The following is a 13,206-nucleotide window of genomic DNA, read 5'->3' as shown; positions in this document are numbered from 1 at the left end:
CAGAGCTATAAGCGCCTAGGCAAGCGCAGCAACCACACCGGAACTCTGCACCTCATGGAAGCCTCGGGATAGCCCCGCCGCAACCATATCCATGGAAGCCGAGCAGTGCACACCCCTCAGATGTGAAGCGCTCACCCCCGAAGCTACCGCGTAGCGCAGACGAACCTCCAGGCGATGCCCCGCCGGAATAGCCGCGCGCAGCTCCAGCACGTTCTCCCCTCCCGCACCGACCGCACCATTCAGCTCACCACGACCCAAGGCCTGCAGATTAAGGACGTCCACAGGAGGCACCAGGACCGAAGGACCAGCGCCACCTGCCCCGGCTGCAACCGCCTCGCCACCGGAGACAACCAGACTTGCCTCCGGGCTAAGGAGCAAGCCAGTCGCCGAGTCCTGAGCTCGAGTACGAATAAGCAGACGAGTACCCACCGGCAGAGTCGTATTTCCCTCGTTCACAATGCTCATAAGAATCGGCAGGTTCCGCAGGTTCAGAGTTCGAGCCGGTCGATCCTGTAGCGGCACCGAAGTGACCGCCCCGGGATTCTGCGCGCGCAGTTCCAGACGCACACTCGGCTCGGTAAACCGCACCGGCACCCGCGTCAGGTAAGCCGATGCGGCACCCCTACCGGCTCGTTGAGTCACCGGTCGCGGGCTCGCCGAGCGACGACCACCCGAACGGGTCGCAGCTTGCGCATCCTGAACAGACACGCCCGCCACCAGCATCGCCGAAGTGCCAGCCATCTTCAAGGCGGTACGGCGGGAAGTATTCATCGTGTATCGTTCCATTCTTCTGCCCTTCCTAAGCCTTCGCGATGCGGTACACACCACTAATCGTGCCCTGCCACCACGTGCCGTAACGGTCAATTGTGCCCACCATCTGCAGGGTATCGCCGCCGCCAAGCAACAGGCTCACATGCTGCGGCAGACGCTGCTCGTGCACCGTGCGCCCAGTCTTCATATCCAGGGCCACCGCCCAGGCGTAGGCGCCGTTCGCCAACCCCGCCGGGCCTCGGCGACGCTCGCACGTATAAATCAGCCCATCGGCCGCCGAATAACGAGGAACAGCCGAGGAATACACATCCTTACGGTCCCAGATCTTACGCAGGCCACGGTCGGTAATATCCCAACGCTCCATACCGGGCGCGAAAAGAGCCGTCGCCGGAACCGAGGGGCCAGCACCCTCCGGATACTTGGGGTACGGATAGCCGTAGGTATTCGCACCCACCATCGTGTTCCCCACACCAATCATGGAGTTCTCGGTACCCGAAGCGCCCGCGGTGAACAGCTCCGCACTCCCCACCTTCGAGCCATCCTCGGTACGGTACACGATGACAGACTCCTGAACGTCCGCGTTATCAGTCAGCATCACGTAGTCCGAACCCGTCGGGCCGAAGAACGTCGGAGAGGCACCAGAACCCCAAGCCAGCTTGCCCGGCTTGCGGGCCGTACCACGGTCGTAAGCATGCCACCAGCGCAGACTCGGCCCACCTGCCGCGCTCGCCTGCAACATATAGATTGCGTGAGAAGTCACCACGCTCACCCCCAGCGGGCAGGCCGAAATCGAGTTATCGATACGCTCGCCGGCCACCGATACCCTATTCAAGCGCATGGAACGAATCGTGCCGCGTTCCGTATCAACAACCGCCACGTATCCGTTCTTTGTGGCAACCCAAATGCGCCCGCCCCAATCGGGCACCAGGCCGACCACCGCATCCTTGGGGCTCTGGGCCAGCATGCGGCTCAGGTCGATGCGCTCCTCCACACGAATACTGCGGCCATCACTCGAGTGCCCCAGCTTCAGCAGGCACTGCGAACCATCCACCAGAACCATGCGGTCCTTCGCATCAAGGTAGGCGTACACACCACCCAGCAGTGCCCCCTTGGGAATATCCAGGTGCGAAAGCTCACGGCCCGTATGCGGGTCAAGAATCGAAAGCTTCGGGGTAATAAATTCTCCGTGCGCAAAGACCTGGGTGCACAGCACCTGAATAAAGCCGTCGCGCCCAGCAAGAATCGTCGGACAGGCACCACCCAGCTTGGTTCCGGTAATGCGCCACTGCCCCGCGCCGGGGCCGGGCAGAGGGGTTGCGTCGGAGGACTGGGCTTCACCGTGCATGGTGGTGACGCCGGGAGCGCCCAGATGCGGGTTTCGCTGGGCGTTATAGGAGATGTTCATGTGGCTGGTTCTTTCAACGTTGAGTGACGCGCCAGTTCACGCGGTGCGCACATAAGCGATAGAAATCGGTGTTCTGTGGGCAATATTTTGCATCCACAGGCAAAAATTGCACCAAGTGCAGGACAAACGACTCACATTGTACGTCCAAGAACCGCTTCACGACGACACTCAGCGTCACCTTGAAACATCATTCAGGGGAAGATTGAACAATTCACCGAGCCACGGGAAGCTATCTCTCCATCAGAGCCTTGGCAAGTGCATCATCCAGCACTAAGTCCGTAATCGCACCGGTGCGCAGAGCCCCGCGTAAAGCCCTGACGCGATGCACACCCGAAGCCACACAGATACGCCGCGGAATACGTGCCAGCTCCTTGGGCGTGGGCCCCGAAGCCCGACGGTTCAGCTCCAAATCAGCCCATGAGCCATCCTCTCGCAACAGCACGGTGCACATATCACCCACAACCCCCAGCTCTCGCAGGCGATGCTGCTCCTCCGCGTCAAAGTACCCACCCGAGTACACGTGCGAGGGAATCGGGCCGCCAAACGCACCCACGCCAAAGAGGGCCAGGTCCACGCTTTGCTGCACCCGCAGGCCAGCCTGCACACTACGCTCGCGCCACATGGCTTCTTTTGTCTCGGCATAATCGAAGAAAGCCGGCACCGGAAAATGCACAGTCTGCGCTTCATAGGCGCTAGCCAACTGGCCCAGCAGAGAGCCCAGATAGGGAATACCCGAATGATGCGCATTACCGGCACCGTTGAGCTGCACGATCTTTACGCCGGTCAGGGGGCGGCGCGGCAGGTGCCGAGATACCTCAGTCACTGTGGAACCCCAGGCCACCCCCAGGAGGGTCCCGTCATCGATGAGCGAGTCCAGCAGGGATGCGGCGGTACGCGCAACCTGACTCATGCGAGCAATCGGCGTGGCGTCGGCGCGCACGTTCACCAGGGTGACGCGCACTTTGTAGCGTTCGCCGATGCACCTCTCCAGTTCACTTCGGGTGCGGAAGGAATCGTCCAGTCGGATTTGCACCATGCCGCTTTCGCGGGCGCTTTTGAGCAGGCGTGACACCGTGGCGCGGGAGACTCCTAAACGGCTCGCTATGGCGTCCATAGTCATGTTGTGGATGTAGTAGAGTTCCGCGGCCTCGTAGGTGTGACTAGCGCGTTCGTTCATGTGCAAAGACCCCCTGTGAAAATCTGTTCATTCTACTTGGTAATTATTTCATTATCGGGTTTTACTAAGTCAAGACGACAGGCAATGCCGCCCCGTAGCGGCCCCCCCATAGAAAAGAAGAGAACAAACATATGAGCTCCCAGCACTTTGCACAGCAGTCGCAGCTGACCGCTGCATCCCGCGCTCAGGCTCTCAAGAGCATGAGCACCGAAGAACTCGACGTCCTCGTGGTCGGCGGCGGTATCACCGGCGCCGGTATCGCGCTCGACGCTGTAACTCGTGGCCTGCGCACCGGCATCGTCGAAGCCGGCGACTGGGCCGCAGGTACCAGCGCCTGGTCCTCCAAGCTCGTGCACGGCGGTCTGCGCTACCTCTACAACCTCGACTTCAAGCTCGTGACCGAAGCACTGACCGAACGCGGCCTGCTGCTGAACAAGATTGCACCCCACCTGGTGCACGCACAGCCCTTCCTGTGGCCTCTGAAGATGCCCGTCATCGAGCGCGCATACTCCGCAATCGGCATCGGAATGTACGACACCCTGGCATTCCTCGGCTCCCGCGGCAACAAGGGCGTCCCCTCCCAGCGCCACTTCACCAAGGCCGGTACCAAGACCGTCTTCCCCGACATCAAGGACTCCGCATTCAGCGGCGCAATCCAGTTCTACGATGCACGCGTTGACGACGCGCGCCTGGTCATCGACGTCGTCCGTACCGCTGCAGGCTACGGTGCCCTCGCCGCATCCCGTACTCAGGTTGTTGGCTTCACCAAGGACGCATCCGGCCGTGTGATTGGCGCAGAGCTGGCAGACCTGGAGACCGGCGAGCGCCTGAACGTGCGCGCAAAGCACATTATCAACGCAACCGGTGTGTGGACCGAAGAGTCCGAGTCCCTGGCTAACCCCGACGGCGGCCTGGAGGTGCTTGCTTCTAAGGGTATCCACATCGTTGTCCCCCGCGACCGTATCAACGCAACCAGCGGTATTTTCACCAAGACTGAGAAGTCCGTTCTCTTCATCATCCCCTGGCAGCGTTACTGGATTATCGGCACCACCGATACCCCCTACGCCGAGGACCGCGAGCGTCCGGTTGCAACCAGCAAGGACATCGACTACGTGCTGATGCAGGCTAACAAGCTGATTGCTAACCCGCTGACCCGCGAGGATATTATCGGTACCTACACCGGTCTGCGCCCGCTGTTGCAGCCCAAGGTTAAGGACGGCGCAGCATCCACCAAGGTTTCCCGCGAGCACACTGTAACTGAGGTTGCTCCCGGCATGAGCGCAATTGCTGGTGGTAAGCTCACCACCTACCGTGTCATGGCGGAAGATGCCGTTGATTTCGCACTGGGTGCACAGGCTAAGCAGAACCCCTCCGTGACCACTACCATCGGTCTGGTCGGTGCTGACGGCTACCACGCTGTTGCTGCTAACCGTGCACGCTACGCAGAGCGTTACGGCTGGGACGAGGCCCGTATCACCCACCTGCTTGAGCGTTATGGCGCACAGATTGAGGATCTTGGCGCCCTCATCGATGCAGATTCCTCCCTCGGCGCTCCCCTGGCTAAGGCCCCCCAGTTCCTGCGCGCAGACGTTGTCTTCGCGGTTCGCTATGAGGGCGCTCTGCACCTGGAGGACGTGCTGGTCCGCCGCGTACGCCTCGACCTCGAGCAGCGCGACCGCGGTCTGGCAGCAGCAGATGAAATCCTCGAGATTCTGCGCAAGGAACTCGGCTGGGACGATCAGAAGGTCAAGGAAGAGCGTGACCTGTACGCCGCACGCGTAGAGGCTATCCGCGAGGCGGAGTCCACCTCTACCGATGCTGAGGCTTCGGCCAAGATTGAGGCTGTCGCTCCCGTGGCACCTCGCGTGAAGCTCTAATCCTTAGAGGTTCCATCTACCTTTCGTAACCGATTATTTGGTACGAACCTTACGTTCACCCCTCACCCACTATGGGTTATCTCATATTTTCTGGTGAGGGGCGGACGGACGGTTAAATAACCGTTTACGATAATCTCCTAACTAAGAAGTAGCGAGCTAAATACAGGGTTAGCCCACTGGTACGATCTGCTTCCCACCCAGATATTTCTATCAACTATCCGTAGCAATCTGCTACATATTTCAGCACAGCGTTGTGCCCCGATCCGCCCGTGCGGTGAGGACGCACGGGAACACGCAAGCAAAGATTCGCTTGCCTTCCAGACGCTTCGTCTTCAAGGAGCATCAATGTCTCTTCTTGCTTCCGCAGGAACTTTACTTGCAGCCGGCTCATCCGCTCTCGTGGATGCCTCCGGCGCACCTACCGCTCTTGGTTTTGTACTTTCCGAGTTCTTTGGTACTTTCATCTTGATTCTGCTGGGTGCTGGCGTATGCGCCGCAGTGACCCTGAAGAAGTCTTACGCTAAGGACGCAGGCTGGGTTGTTATCACCTTCGGTTGGGGTCTGGCAGTTTTCACCGCTGTGTACCTCTCCTTCCACTCTGGTGCACACCTGAGCCCCGCAGTGACCGTTGGCCTGGCAACGGCAGGCCGCGACCTGGCAACTGGCGTTCCCGCAACCCCGCTGAACATCACCCTGTACATCGTCGCTCAGGTTCTGGGCGCAATGGCTGGTGCAACCGCAGCCTACCTGGCTTACAAGAAGCACTTCGATGAGGACCCGGGCGACCACCTCGGCATCTTCGCAACCGGCCCCGCTATCAAATCCTACGGCTGGAACCTGTTCACCGAGATTATCGGCACCTTCGTCCTGATCGGCTGGATTATCGCATCCGGTAAGACCCCCGCCCAGATTGGCCCCTTGGCTGTTGCGTTGGTCGTTGTTTCTATCGGTATGAGCCTCGGTGGCGCAACCGGTTACGCTATCAACCCCGCCCGTGACCTCGGTCCCCGTATCGCATACACCTTCTTGCCCATCCCCGGTAAGACCGGCTCCAACTGGGCTTACGCGTGGGTTCCGGTTGTTGGCCCGATTATCGGTGCAGTCCTCGCAGGCCTGATTGTTCCGGCAGTCTTGCCTCTCTAAACTTCTCTAATAACCCCCATTATTTTTAGTTCTAAGGAAATCTCAATGACGACTTCTCTGCACTCCGAAACCCTCAACACCGAGCGCAAGTACATTCTCTCCATCGACCAGGGCACCACTAGCTCCCGCGCAATCCTGTTCAACAAGGCAGGCGAGAACGTGGCTCAGGGTCAGCTCGAGCACGAGCAGATCTTCCCCAAGGCTGGCTGGGTTGAGCACAACGCAATCGAAATTTGGCAGAACGTGCGTAAGGTCGTGGCTACCGCCATGGCAAACGGCGAGGTCAACCACCACGAAATCGCTGCCGTAGGTATCACCAACCAGCGTGAAACCACCGTCGTGTGGGATAAGAACACCGGTGAGCCCGTCTACAACGCAATCGTCTGGCAGGACACCCGCACCCAGGAAATCGTCGAAGAGCTCGCAGGCGAGGAGGGCGTCGGCAAGTACCACGACATCGTCGGTCTGAACCTCTCCACCTACTTCTCCGGCCCCAAAATCAAGTGGATTCTTGACAACGTTGAAGGCGCACGCGAGCGCGCAGAACGCGGCGACCTGCTCTTCGGCAACACCGACACCTGGCTGGTCTGGAACCTGACCGGTGGTGTTGACGGCGGCGTGCACGTCACCGACGTTACCAACGCATCCCGTACCCTGCTGATGAACATCCGCACCCTGCAGTGGGATCCGCAGATTGCCGCAGACATGGGTATCCCCATGAGCATGCTGCCCGAGATCAAGTCCTCCTCCGAGGTGTACGGCTACGGCCGCCCCACCGGTCTGCTCAACGGTACCCCCATCGCAGGTATCCTCGGCGACCAGCAGGCTGCTACCTTCGGCCAGGCTTGCTTCGAGAAGGGCATGGCGAAGAACACCTACGGTACCGGTAACTTCATGCTCATGAACACCGGTAGCGAGCCTGTCTTCTCTGACAACGGCCTGCTGACCACCGTGGCCTACAAGATTGGTGATGCGGCCCCAGTGTACGCGCTGGAAGGCTCGGTCGCGATGAGCGGCTCCCTGATTCAGTGGCTGCGCGATAACCTGCGCATGATTGAGAACGCTGCTGAGTCCGAGGGTCTGGCTACCTCTGTTGAGGATTCCGGTGGTTGCTACGTGGTTCCCGCGTTCTCCGGTCTGTTCGCGCCGCACTGGCGTTCCGACGCTCGCGGTGTCATTGTGGGTCTGACCCGCTACGTGAACCGTGCACACATCGTGCGTGCGGCGCTGGAAGCAACCGCATTCCAGACCCGCGAGGTTCTGGACGCAATGAACGCTGACTCCGGTGTTGAGCTCTCCGAGCTGCGCGTGGACGGCGGCATGACCGCTAACGAGTTCCTCATGCAGTTCCAGGCTGACATCCTCGGCGTCCCTGTGATCCGCCCTAAGGTTGTTGAGACCACCGCACTGGGCGCAGCATACGCCGCAGGTATCGCTGTTGGTTTCTGGACCGGCGAGCAGGACGTTGTGGACAACTGGGTTGAGGACAAGCGCTGGCTGCCCTCCTTGGAGCCCGCAGAGGTCGACCGCCAGTACCGCCTGTGGAAGAAGGCTGTCTCCCGCACCCTCGAGTGGGTTGATGAGGACGTTCGGACTGCCTAACCGTAGCCTTTGATGCCGTAATCTAGCGGCGCAAACCCTGAGCTGATGAAGCCCCGGCTACTTCTCCCCCGTTATGGGGTTGAAGTAGCCGGGGCTTTTCGCTGTTTTATGGGGCCAGCTTCTGTATTTATTGCGGCGTAATTTCTACAAAAATTAGTCCTAAGGCATGGCAGATGCTTATAGCATGATGTTTCTTTGGCTCGTTGATTCTGCGGCCTTATTCGTGAGGTGTCAGGACCGTGCAGGATTCCTTTGCCATATTCTGGGTTTCCTCACGCGTCCAGGGGTTCGCGCTGTATTTTATTGCCGCCCCTACGCTTGCCTGCCGCGGCCCCTCAAGAACCTCAGCGGGCGGGTTTTGCCCGCTCTATCCGTTATTATTCCGGGCAGGTAGTCCCCTATCTATCTTGCGATACGACCTGTCGTAGTATCCCGCCGTTGTGCCCCTTCATTGTCTATTGAAAGCGCCGTACAATGGATGTATCAGCTTATTGAGGTGCGCTCATAGTTGTCGGTAACGATAGGCGCGCACACGATACATACCAATGTTTACCGTAGCGGAGCATAGGCTCCCGGAAGGAGGAAGCGACTTAGGTCGTGCCACCCATGGTCGATGTTCGTCGCCGTAAGCTAGCCATTATCGCCATGAACGTTTCGGTTCTCGCCGCCGCGCTATCCTGGCTACTCGTCGTTTTCTCGCTGATTTACTCCGCCGATGCGGTGCCTTGGGCCTTCGGCGTGGCAATTGTTCTGAGCGTAATTGGCGCGTATGCCGCATACCGTTACTACTCCGAGTATTCGCATGTATTCCCGGTTGAAGACCCCGACGCGCACGACGTTCTCGGTCACGATTTGCATTCGACCCATCTGCCGCATCTGCATCACGAGCATGAGGATGCGCAATCCGAGCGCTAAGATAACACCGCACAGGTGCCCCTCCCCTATGATGGGTGGAGGGGCACCGTCCTTTAACCGTGTCCGTGACACATTCCCGCGAGCCTACGAGGAAGAGCATGACCAAAGCGACCGATTTGCCGCAGCTACCGGAAGCACCCACCCGCTGGTACACCCGGCACAACAGCCCCGTCGGCACGCTCTACGTCGCGGCCCGCGCCGACGCAATCGTCGGCCTTTGGTACGAGGAGCAGAAGCACTTCCCACTCCCCCACGAGCTGGGTACGTTCATCGAGAATCCCGAGGGTTATCTGCGGGAACACGGCACAGCAGAAGACAACGAACCGGCCGGCGAATATGCAGCGGCTCAGCTCCTAGCGCTGGCCACCACGCAGTTAGACGAGTACTTTGAGCGCCGCCGCACGACGTTCGACCTGCCGTTAGATCCGGAGGGCACGGACTTCCAGCTCATCGTCTGGGAGCATTTGAAGACGGTCCCCGCCGGGTACACCACCACATACGGCGCTATTTCGCGAGCCGTGGGTCCGGGAGCTCCCGCGCAGGCGGTGGGCCAGGCGGTGGGCCGCAATAAGATTTCCATCATGATTCCCTGCCACCGCGTGGTTGGTGCCGACGGTAGCATGACCGGCTACGCCGGAGGCGTGGACCGAAAACGTTTCCTACTGGCCCTGGAAGAGCCCTCCGAGGTTCGTGAGACACGGCTCTTCTAACTTATGTCCGTCCCTCATCGAGCGGGTTATCGATGTTCGGCAGGGGTGGGGCACGTATTCTTTGAGTGCGTGCCCCACTCTTTTTGCGTTTGCCGCTATCTTCTCTTTCACACACAATATCGAATATAGTTGCGAAATTTTTTCGCTGGCGTTAGTGTTTAACTAGAACATGATTTCGTAACATATCGATCGGTGATAAATTCTCAGAAAGGAGAAATCGTGACTTCGCAACCTAATATTCTCGTCGCTTCCATTGAAAACACCCCGAACTATCCCACGTGGGTGACCAATAACCTCCTGCGCGATTACTACGACACTGAGTGGGGTGTACCCGTCACCGATGAGCGAGGACTCTTTGAGGCGCTCAGTCTAGAAGCATTCCAGGTGGGGCTCTCCTGGCACACAATTCTTGCCCGCCGCGAGGCATTCCGCCGGGCTTTTGAGGGGTTCGATCCCGAACGCGTAGCTGCGTTCACCGAGCAGGATGTTGCGCGGCTCCTCGAGGATGAAGACATTATCCGCAATGAACGAAAGATCCGGGCAGTGATTTCCAACGCCAGGCTCACCCTGCGGATGCACGAGCTGGCCGCTACGCCGCGGGGCGCGTCCGCGGAGGATATTCGCCTTCCCCTCATCTCTCCCACATGTACCCCGACAACTGCGGATAGCGCCGAGGCCCCCAACGCCCGACGTCGTCGAGTTCGCACGCTAGGCCATGAAGACCTGGAACGGATGCGTGAGCGCACCCTGCCCGACGGCACCCGCGTACCGGGCGGCCTACCAGCCTGGCTGTGGTCCTTTGCGCCGAGCGAGACCATTGCACCGCGCACTCTAGATGAGATTCCGACCGATACCGCCGAGTCCGCACTACTCGCCAAGTCTTTCAAAGCACTGGGCGGTGTCTTCCTGGGACCGGTAACCGCCTATGCTCTCATGTGCGCGGTCGGTATGGTGGACGCCCACCTGCTTGATTCACATCGGCGCGGCTGCTCAGGGCTCTTCGCCTAGAGACAGTCCCTCCTCCACGGCATGGGCGCAGAGGGCACAGAAAAGCCGCGCACCGCATCCTTCTTCGATGCAACGCGCGGCCTGAAGATTAGTGCCTCTCTACGAGCCCAGCCGACCTTAGCGGATGGTCACAAAGAGGAAAATCAGGGACAGCAACGGCGGAACCAGCTGAATCAACGCGGGCTTACGCTTAGCCGGGGAAGTCAGGAACAGGTAGATACCGGCGATAGCCATAGCGCCCAGACCCGCGAAGAGCAGAGCCACACCAACCTGCGGAGAGCCAAACCAGAAAGCCAGCAGGCCAGTTGCAGCAATCCAGGCAAGCATCAGGTTGTACAGGCCCTGATTGGCCGCCATTTCCCTGGTAGATTCCGCAAATTCCTCGGTCATGCCGAAGATTTCACGGCCCTTGGGCTTCGTCCAGAGGAAGGACTCAATAACCCAGATGTAGATATGAATTGCGATTGCCACAAAGGCGAAAACGGTGGTAACCGTTGCAAGACTCTGCATCGCCGTCTCCTCATACTAGTAGGTCGTCTGCTAGATGCGCCCCATCGCAGCAGACAAGCAGGCAACTATCCGGCCAATAGCCGGGTAGCTGTCTCCGCGCGCGTCGTTTTTAGTGCGTGGGGCACAGGTACCCATTTTACTCTTCCCCGATAGTGCCCGCATGGCATCACCGCACATGCCCAGATTCGAGTATCCGAATATACAGCGAATGCCCACCGCTACGGCGTGCAGCGACGGGCATTCGAGGAGCCCTCCCCCGTTTTTGGGAGAGTCAGGAACGGAGCTAGTGCATAAACAGCGAGAGGAGGTAAGTCCAGATGCACAGCAGTACCAGCAGGAAGAGGCTGTACTTGATGGTAATCGAGGTGACCTTCGACTCCTGACCTGCCTGGTTCACGGCGGCAACCGCCACCGCAATCGACTGCGGGGAAACAATCTTACCCATCACACCACCGGAGGTGTTGGCAGCCACTAGCATAGCGGGGTCCACACCAATCTGCTGTGCGGTGCTTGCCTGCAGTCCAGCAAAGAGCACGTTGTTGTTGGTCACCGATCCGGTCACAAACACACCGACCCAGCCAATAGCAGGCGAGAAGAGCGGGAAGAGCGCACCGGCGGAAGCCACCGCAAGGGCGATAGAAGAAGTCATACCGGCGTAGTTCATCAGGTTTGCTACAGACATCACCAGGCAAATCATATAGATGGGCTTCTTCAGCTGTTGCCAGGATCCGTTAAGCTCCTGCAGAGTCTCACGCACGGTAATCTTCGAGGTCAGGGCGGACAGAAGAGCCGCTACCAAAATTGCGGTACCTGCAGCCCCGAAGATGTTCCAGTTGAAGACCGCGTGAATTGCCAGGCCCTCACCATCACCAATCTGGTGGTGGATACCGGGCACATGGAAGCTCAGGTTTGCAAAGCCCAGGGGGCCGTTAGCGTCGAAGACGGGCTTCAACAGGGTGGACCAGAGCAGGATGGTAGCGGAGAGGAAGATAAAGGGGCTCCAGGCGTTAGCGATTTTACGCAGGCTATAGACTGGGTCTTTCTTCTCTGCCAGCTCTTCCAGGGTCGGGGCTGTGGGCTCTCGGTAAATGTGCTTAGGCTGCCAGAAGCGCATAATAACTGCCAGGAAGACCAGGCCAACCAGCGGGGGCAGAATACCGATAAGCTCGGGAGCCTGCAGAATCCACAGCATGACGCACTGCACACCGGAAATAACGATGCCGGTAGCCAACGCAACCGGCCCAACCTCACGGATACCATGCAAACCATCCTGAATAGCGACCACGAGCACAGGTACGAGAGCCGCAAAAATCTGCAGAACCCAGACCATCTGATCAGAGAGATGTCCCAGGTCTACGTTACCGATAGCGGCACCGGTGGTCACTGGAATACCGACTGCACCGTACGCGCCCACAGTGGCATTAGAAACCAAAGAGAGCATGGCTGCTTTGAGCGGGTTAAAGCCCAAGGCGACCAGCAACGCCACAGAGATAGCAATCGGGATACCGAAACCAGCCGCGCCCTCGATAAAGCCGGCAAAGCAGAGGGCAATGAGCAACACCTGGATGCGCTGGTCCGCAGAAATGGAGGAAACCGAGGCCCTCACAACGGCGAACTTTCCGCTACGCACCGTAATGCGGTAGAGCCACACAGCCATGAGCACAATCCAGCCGATAGGCCAGAACGCGGAGAGGAATCCGTAGAGAATAGAGCCGGCTGCCGCCGTCACAGGTAGATGAAAAACGCCCAGCGCAATGCCCAGGGTGACCGCAAGAGTAATCAGGGCTGATTTGATGCCGCTGAGCTTGAACACCGTGAGGCAGAGCAGAAAAAGAATAATGGGGGATGCCGCCACGAGTGCCGAAAGCACCGGGGCGTTGAGAGGGTCATAAGTTTGAGACCACATATGCTGTCCTTCCCCGCTGCAGGGGTTACCTACCGCGGTTTGGATGTCGCTGTAGGGTACGTTCTGCTCATCCCTATTGGGTATGCGGAAGCGCAACCTCACGCCGCCTCTGCTACTGCGAGTTTCGCCCGGAAGGCGTAGCAACATCGTGTCTGTGTGCGGGGCTCTGACGGAAGGCGGTG

Annotated in this window: 11 protein-coding genes; 6 read left to right on the top strand and 5 right to left on the bottom strand. The window is 59.2% G+C overall.

Features of this window, described 5'->3' with window-relative positions:
* Nucleotides 1–15: 15 nt before the first annotated feature.
* From JX292_RS02400 to JX292_RS02390, 3 genes are all read right to left on the bottom strand, one after another.
* On the bottom strand, nucleotides 16–771 hold the full coding sequence (locus tag JX292_RS02400; protein ID WP_239653590.1) for a transcriptional initiation protein Tat: 756 nt from the start codon (nucleotides 769–771) through the stop codon (nucleotides 16–18).
* A gap of 28 nt (nucleotides 772–799) precedes the next feature.
* Nucleotides 800–2,176 carry a 6-pyruvoyl tetrahydrobiopterin synthase gene (locus JX292_RS02395; RefSeq protein ID WP_204861017.1) on the bottom strand — a complete coding sequence of 459 codons (1,377 nt, stop codon included), beginning with the start codon at nucleotides 2,174–2,176 and terminating at the stop codon, nucleotides 800–802.
* A 229-nt stretch (nucleotides 2,177–2,405) separates the two neighbouring features.
* On the bottom strand, nucleotides 2,406–3,353 hold the full coding sequence (locus JX292_RS02390; RefSeq protein WP_204861014.1) for a sugar-binding transcriptional regulator: 948 nt from the start codon (nucleotides 3,351–3,353) through the stop codon (nucleotides 2,406–2,408).
* Nucleotides 3,354–3,484: 131 nt separating this feature from the next.
* Here JX292_RS02390 and JX292_RS02385 point away from each other — a divergent pair, with 131 nt between their 5' ends.
* The 6 genes from JX292_RS02385 to JX292_RS02360 all read left to right on the top strand — a co-directional run bounded on the left by JX292_RS02385 (nucleotide 3,485) and on the right by JX292_RS02360 (nucleotide 10,608).
* A complete protein-coding gene (locus JX292_RS02385) occupies nucleotides 3,485–5,230 on the top strand; it encodes a glycerol-3-phosphate dehydrogenase/oxidase (protein WP_204861011.1) in 1,746 nt (581 codons plus the stop codon).
* Nucleotides 5,231–5,575: 345 nt separating this feature from the next.
* Nucleotides 5,576–6,373, top strand: a complete 798-nt coding sequence (locus tag JX292_RS02380; RefSeq protein ID WP_204861010.1) for an MIP/aquaporin family protein — start codon at nucleotides 5,576–5,578, stop codon at nucleotides 6,371–6,373.
* 45 nt (nucleotides 6,374–6,418) lie between these two features.
* A complete protein-coding gene (glpK, locus tag JX292_RS02375; RefSeq protein WP_204861007.1) occupies nucleotides 6,419–7,975 on the top strand; it encodes a glycerol kinase GlpK in 1,557 nt (518 codons plus the stop codon).
* A 606-nt stretch (nucleotides 7,976–8,581) separates the two neighbouring features.
* The gene (locus JX292_RS02370; RefSeq protein ID WP_204861005.1) at nucleotides 8,582–8,890 is read left to right on the top strand and encodes an N-acyl-D-glutamate deacylase; all 309 of its coding nucleotides are present in this window, start codon (nucleotides 8,582–8,584) and stop codon (nucleotides 8,888–8,890) included.
* A gap of 98 nt (nucleotides 8,891–8,988) precedes the next feature.
* Nucleotides 8,989–9,600 carry a methylated-DNA--[protein]-cysteine S-methyltransferase gene (locus JX292_RS02365; protein WP_204861002.1) on the top strand — a complete coding sequence of 204 codons (612 nt, stop codon included), beginning with the start codon at nucleotides 8,989–8,991 and terminating at the stop codon, nucleotides 9,598–9,600.
* Nucleotides 9,601–9,819: 219 nt separating this feature from the next.
* On the top strand, nucleotides 9,820–10,608 hold the full coding sequence (locus JX292_RS02360) for a DNA-3-methyladenine glycosylase I (RefSeq protein ID WP_204860999.1): 789 nt from the start codon (nucleotides 9,820–9,822) through the stop codon (nucleotides 10,606–10,608).
* A gap of 117 nt (nucleotides 10,609–10,725) precedes the next feature.
* Here JX292_RS02360 and JX292_RS02355 read toward each other — a convergent pair whose 3' ends face one another.
* Together JX292_RS02355 and JX292_RS02350 are read right to left on the bottom strand one after the other, a co-directional pair.
* Nucleotides 10,726–11,118: a DUF1304 domain-containing protein gene (locus JX292_RS02355; protein ID WP_204860997.1), complete on the bottom strand. Its 393-nt coding sequence runs from the start codon at nucleotides 11,116–11,118 to the stop codon at nucleotides 10,726–10,728.
* Between the two features lie 283 nt (nucleotides 11,119–11,401).
* Nucleotides 11,402–13,024 (bottom strand): L-lactate permease, encoded by a 1,623-nt coding sequence (locus JX292_RS02350; RefSeq protein WP_204860994.1) that lies wholly within the window; start codon nucleotides 13,022–13,024, stop codon nucleotides 11,402–11,404.
* Between the last annotated feature and the right edge of the window lie 182 nt (nucleotides 13,025–13,206).

The organism is Rothia mucilaginosa (genome assembly GCF_901875305.1).
In the GTDB taxonomy this organism is placed as follows: Bacteria; Actinomycetota; Actinomycetes; order Actinomycetales; family Micrococcaceae; genus Rothia.
Note: the sequence above shows the minus strand (reverse complement) of the source record. Positions and strands in the feature narration are given on the sequence as shown.

What these genes read in the sequence shown, in the direction of transcription:
- glpK (WP_204861007.1), top strand. Translation starts at nt 6,419, where the DNA reads ATGACGACTTCTCTGCACTCCGAAACCCTCAACACCGAGCGCAAGTAC.
- JX292_RS02395 (WP_204861017.1), bottom strand. Translation starts at nt 2,176, where the DNA reads ATGAACATCTCCTATAACGCCCAGCGAAACCCGCATCTGGGCGCTCCC.
- JX292_RS02390 (WP_204861014.1), bottom strand. Translation starts at nt 3,353, where the DNA reads ATGAACGAACGCGCTAGTCACACCTACGAGGCCGCGGAACTCTACTAC.
- JX292_RS02365 (WP_204861002.1), top strand. Translation starts at nt 8,989, where the DNA reads ATGACCAAAGCGACCGATTTGCCGCAGCTACCGGAAGCACCCACCCGC.
- JX292_RS02355 (WP_204860997.1), bottom strand. Translation starts at nt 11,118, where the DNA reads ATGCAGAGTCTTGCAACGGTTACCACCGTTTTCGCCTTTGTGGCAATC.
- JX292_RS02350 (WP_204860994.1), bottom strand. Translation starts at nt 13,024, where the DNA reads ATGTGGTCTCAAACTTATGACCCTCTCAACGCCCCGGTGCTTTCGGCA.
- JX292_RS02380 (WP_204861010.1), top strand. Translation starts at nt 5,576, where the DNA reads ATGTCTCTTCTTGCTTCCGCAGGAACTTTACTTGCAGCCGGCTCATCC.
- JX292_RS02400 (WP_239653590.1), bottom strand. Translation starts at nt 771, where the DNA reads ATGAATACTTCCCGCCGTACCGCCTTGAAGATGGCTGGCACTTCGGCG.
- JX292_RS02385 (WP_204861011.1), top strand. Translation starts at nt 3,485, where the DNA reads ATGAGCTCCCAGCACTTTGCACAGCAGTCGCAGCTGACCGCTGCATCC.
- JX292_RS02370 (WP_204861005.1), top strand. Translation starts at nt 8,582, where the DNA reads ATGGTCGATGTTCGTCGCCGTAAGCTAGCCATTATCGCCATGAACGTT.